The sequence below is a fragment of the Pirellulales bacterium genome (genome assembly GCA_035533075.1).
Classification (GTDB): Bacteria; Planctomycetota; Planctomycetia; order Pirellulales; family JAICIG01; genus DASSFG01.
The window spans coordinates 1-3,859 of the sequence record DATLUO010000258.1 but is presented as its reverse complement, the minus strand read 5'-3'; the positions used below and the strand labels follow the sequence as shown (position 1 = coordinate 3,859).

General features: G+C 63.9%; 3 protein-coding genes. 2 read left to right on the top strand and 1 reads right to left on the bottom strand.

Annotated features, from left to right (window positions below):
* Positions 1–139: 139 nt before the first annotated feature.
* The gene (locus VNH11_32340) at positions 140–1,006 is read left to right on the top strand and encodes a hypothetical protein (GenBank protein ID HVA51075.1); all 867 of its coding nucleotides are present in this window, start codon (positions 140–142) and stop codon (positions 1,004–1,006) included.
* Between the two features lie 439 nt (positions 1,007–1,445).
* Here VNH11_32340 and VNH11_32335 read toward each other — a convergent pair whose 3' ends face one another.
* Positions 1,446–3,215 (bottom strand): cation:proton antiporter, encoded by a 1,770-nt coding sequence (locus tag VNH11_32335; protein ID HVA51074.1) that lies wholly within the window; start codon positions 3,213–3,215, stop codon positions 1,446–1,448.
* 432 nt (positions 3,216–3,647) lie between these two features.
* On the opposite strand from VNH11_32335, the gene VNH11_32330 reads away from it, so the two are divergent.
* Positions 3,648–3,859 (top strand): hypothetical protein (locus VNH11_32330; GenBank protein ID HVA51073.1); only part of this gene is annotated, 212 nt, incomplete at its 3' end.

Sequence of the window (3,859 nt, the reverse complement as noted above, 5' to 3'; positions counted from 1 at the left end):
TCCCAAGCGAACTTCGGACGCCGACGGGGCAGCCCGCCTGGCCCACGGACAGCAGCCAAGGCGAGTCTCTCTAGCCAAGCTAGCTCAACAATGATCTTTGAATACAATCAAGAAAGGTAAGCACTATGAATGATTCGTTATGTCGAACCACATCCACCTGTTGCTGCGGAACCGCCCCGAGCTGGCCGCTGATTTCAGCGACGAAGAAGTCGCTTTGCGCTGGTGGCGGCTGCACCCCTTGCGACGCAACGAAGACGGCTCGCCGGCCGAGCCTGGGCCGCAGGAAATTGCCGGTCTGCTGGCCGACAGCGATGCGCTGGCCGAGCATCGCCGGAGGCTGTCGAGCATCTCTTGGTTGATGCGGTCGCTGTGCGAGCCGATCGCCCGGCGGGCCAATCGCGAAGACCGCGTCAGCGGACGCTTCTGGGAAGGGCGTTTCAAAAGCCAGGCTCTTCTCGACGAATCCGCCGTGTTGGCGTGCAGCATTTATATCGACCTGAACCCGATTCGGGCCAAGATCGCCGAGACGCCGGAGGCGTCGCATTTCACCGCCGCTTTTGAACGCATCGCGGCACGACAGGCCGCCGCGGCCGGCATGCCTTCCGCCAGCGGGGCCTCTCCCGCGCGCACTGCGCGTGACGCCTGGTTGAGTCCTGTCCCGGACGGCGATGCAGGCCCGTCCGCGCGCGACGCTGCCGCGCCAAGCACGGTGGCCCGCGCGTCGGACCGGGGTTTCTTGCCGCTGTCGCTCGACGATTATCTGACCTTGCTCGATTGGACCGGGCGGCAGATCCGCTCAGACAAGCGAGGTGCGGTGCCCGCGGAGTTACGGCCGATTCTCGAGCGACTGGCGATCAACGCCGAGACCTGGCTCGACACGATCACTTGCTTCGGTCGATGGTTCCACCGCGCGGTGGGGCGAGTGTCAAGCATGGCGGCGCGTGCCGGGCGGTCGGGGAGGTATTGGTTCCAGGGCCTTCGCTTCGCCGATCTCGCTTTTCGCTGAACGCCTCGCGCCCCAACCAGCGTCTCGACAGATGGATCCCGCGCGCCTCTCGCCGTTTGCGTGAGTTCTTCGCGTGCCCGGAGTATATCAGCCCTCCTCCCGCGCCTCATTCGGCAGTATTCAGCCTCGCGCTGCGCTCAAAAGCCGGTCAGAGGACGGCTTGTAGGGCACAGGGAAAAAGGCTGGGTGTCTTGCTGCGCGTTCTAGGCTGCGGGGCGCAGCGGAGCCGGGCCAACCGCGCGCCGCAGCCGGATCGCTCACCACGTTTGCTTCGTCCCCGTTCGCTTCGTCCCCGTTCGCGTGCGTAAACGATGGGTGTCTTGCTCTGCTCCTAACTACAACATAGCACCCGCCCGCACCAATTTCCGCCGAATGATCGTTTCCCACAAAAAATCTTCAGCCGGGGGTTGCATTGGTCAGAGGTAACTGTCGAGTTGGGTCAGGCCTTCGCGTCGGCCAGCGCGTGAAAGGCCAGCCGGGTGCGCGTGCGACGAAGCTCCCGGCGGAGGCGCTCTTCATCGGCCCCCATCTCACGCAGCAACAAGGTCGCCAGGCCGATCGCCGCCTCCGCCTCCTCAAAGCAAGCCTCCGTCGTGCCGATTTCTTCCAGCCATGCGCGTTCTCCCAGATAACGTGCCCGCACGAAGACCTTCACGGCGGGGTTCAGCTCGCGCGCGACGATGACGGTCACCGTGCGCGTGTGCGGGTCGGGCGTGGTAACCAGCAGGTACTCGGCTGACGCGATGCCGGCCGCCATCAAAATATCGCGGTGGGCGGCATCGCCATAAACAGCCGCCTCTCCGGCGGCGGCCAGGCGGGTGATCGTATCGATATTGAGGTCGATGATGACGGGCGCCATGCCGAATTCTTTCAAGATCGCCGAAGCCGTTTGCCCGACGGGACCGTATCCGACAATAACCGCCCGCGGCCGCCGCGGGGAATCATCCGGCACGAGCGGCGGGTGCGCAAGCCGCCGGGCTTTCGATTCGCTGCGCCGCGTGAGCAAAGCCCACATCCTCGGTCGCCGCCGCAACCAACCCTCCAAGGGCCTGATGCCGCGGAAAAGCAACGGATTGAGCGAAATGGTCACCATCGAGCAGGTCACGAGAAGGCTTTGACCCTCGACCGGAAGCAGGCTCTGTTCCGTCGCCAGCGCCGCCAGGATGAACGAGAACTCACCGATCTGAGCGATCGCGACGGCGACGGTCAGTGCCGTGTGGACCGAGTATCCCAAGGCCCACACCAGTGTCATGGCCGTCAAAGGGTTCGCGACGAGAATCACCAGCAGCAGGCTGACGAACAGCAGCGGGTTGTCGAAGACCGTGGCCGGATCGAAGAGCATTCCGATGGAGACGAAAAAGAGCACGGCGAAGGCGTCGCGCATCGGCAAGGCGTCGGCCGCGGCCTGATGGCTGACGGCCGACTGGCCCACCACCATGCCGGCCAAGAACGCGCCCAACGCCATCGATACCCCGAACAGCCACGCCGAACCGCTGGCAATGGCCAGCGCGACCGCGAGTATGGCCAGCGTGAACAATTCGCGCGTACGGGTGCGCGCCACCCGCTCCAGCAATCGCGGAATCACTTTTTTGCCGGCCCACAGCACGATCGCGATCAGCACTGCGACTTTCACAACCGCCAGAACGAGCGATGGCAGCAGGCCGAGATCCGTGCGCTGGCCCGCTGGGGCCGGGGGTGCGATCGCCGGGAGCATGACCAGCGCCAAGACGGTAAAAATGTCTTGCACAATGAGCCAGCCGACCGCGATATGCCCTTCCTCGGTCTGCAGCGCATCGTTGTCGTCGAGCACGCGTGTAACGACGACCGTGCTGGCCACCGAAACCCCCAGCCCCATGACGACCGCCGCGCCGCGACTGAAACCCAGCGTCAGCGCCGCCGCCGCCAGCAGCATGGCGACGAACATCTGGCTCATCGCGCCGAGCAAGGCCACGCGCCGCACCGCCAGCAGGTCGCGGAGATTCAAGTGCAGCCCGACCCCGAACATCAAAAGAATGATGCCGATTTCGGCGAACTGCGCGGCGATGGCCTGATCGGCGACGAAGCCGGGCGTTTGTGGCCCGACGGCCACGCCCGCCAGCAAATAGCCGACGATCGGCGAGAGCTTCAAGCGTTGCGCCGCGAGGCCCAGAACGAGCGCCGCCAGCAGACACGCGGAAAGATCGACGAGAAGGATGGTCTCATTGTCCATAATTCAGGTCCGGCCAAGGTAATAATAGGTGTGGACGGATTCAACAGCAGAGGCGTGATGCTAGCCGCTGCACGGCGTCCGCACAATCATGGCCAAACCGTCGGCCCTAAACCCCGATGGGGATGAAACTCGCGGCGCACAAAGGGGGGCGCACAAAGGGGATAAGGTGTGCCGGGATAAACCGGATTGGAATTGGGAATGAAAAAGTCCTACGAAGAAGACTTAGCCAGTCGCTTCGGCCTCCAACGGGAGGGCTGGATACGGCAACGGGTTCGGTCTGAGCGTCCGCCATGAGGGTTTAGCAGGCCAGCCATTGAGCTCCGAAATCACCACTTCCGTGTGCCGACCTTGTCCTGACAGGGGGAAGGCCACGTCACGGGCGTCGTCATCGGCGAGACGCACGCGGGCACGGCGGAGTCTGAGAACCTGAGCATGCGACAACATTCCAATCGCGAGAACCGGGAGATCCCATTGGTTTCCGATTCAGCCGAATCGGAACGGTTCGCGAACGTCTCCGACGGCAAGGCGGACATGCACGCCGATGGGAAGTCACATGGGTCCGTAGTACCTGCGACAACGACGAACAACGGTGGCACTATAGCACCCGCGGAGTCGAACGAGGGAAGGGATCCAGCCGAGAGGAA

Bases quoted from the DNA above. Each gene is read 5' to 3' on its own strand.
- VNH11_32340 (HVA51075.1), top strand. From the start codon at position 140: ATGTCGAACCACATCCACCTGTTGCTGCGGAACCGCCCCGAGCTGGCC.
- VNH11_32335 (HVA51074.1), bottom strand. From the start codon at position 3,215: ATGGACAATGAGACCATCCTTCTCGTCGATCTTTCCGCGTGTCTGCTG.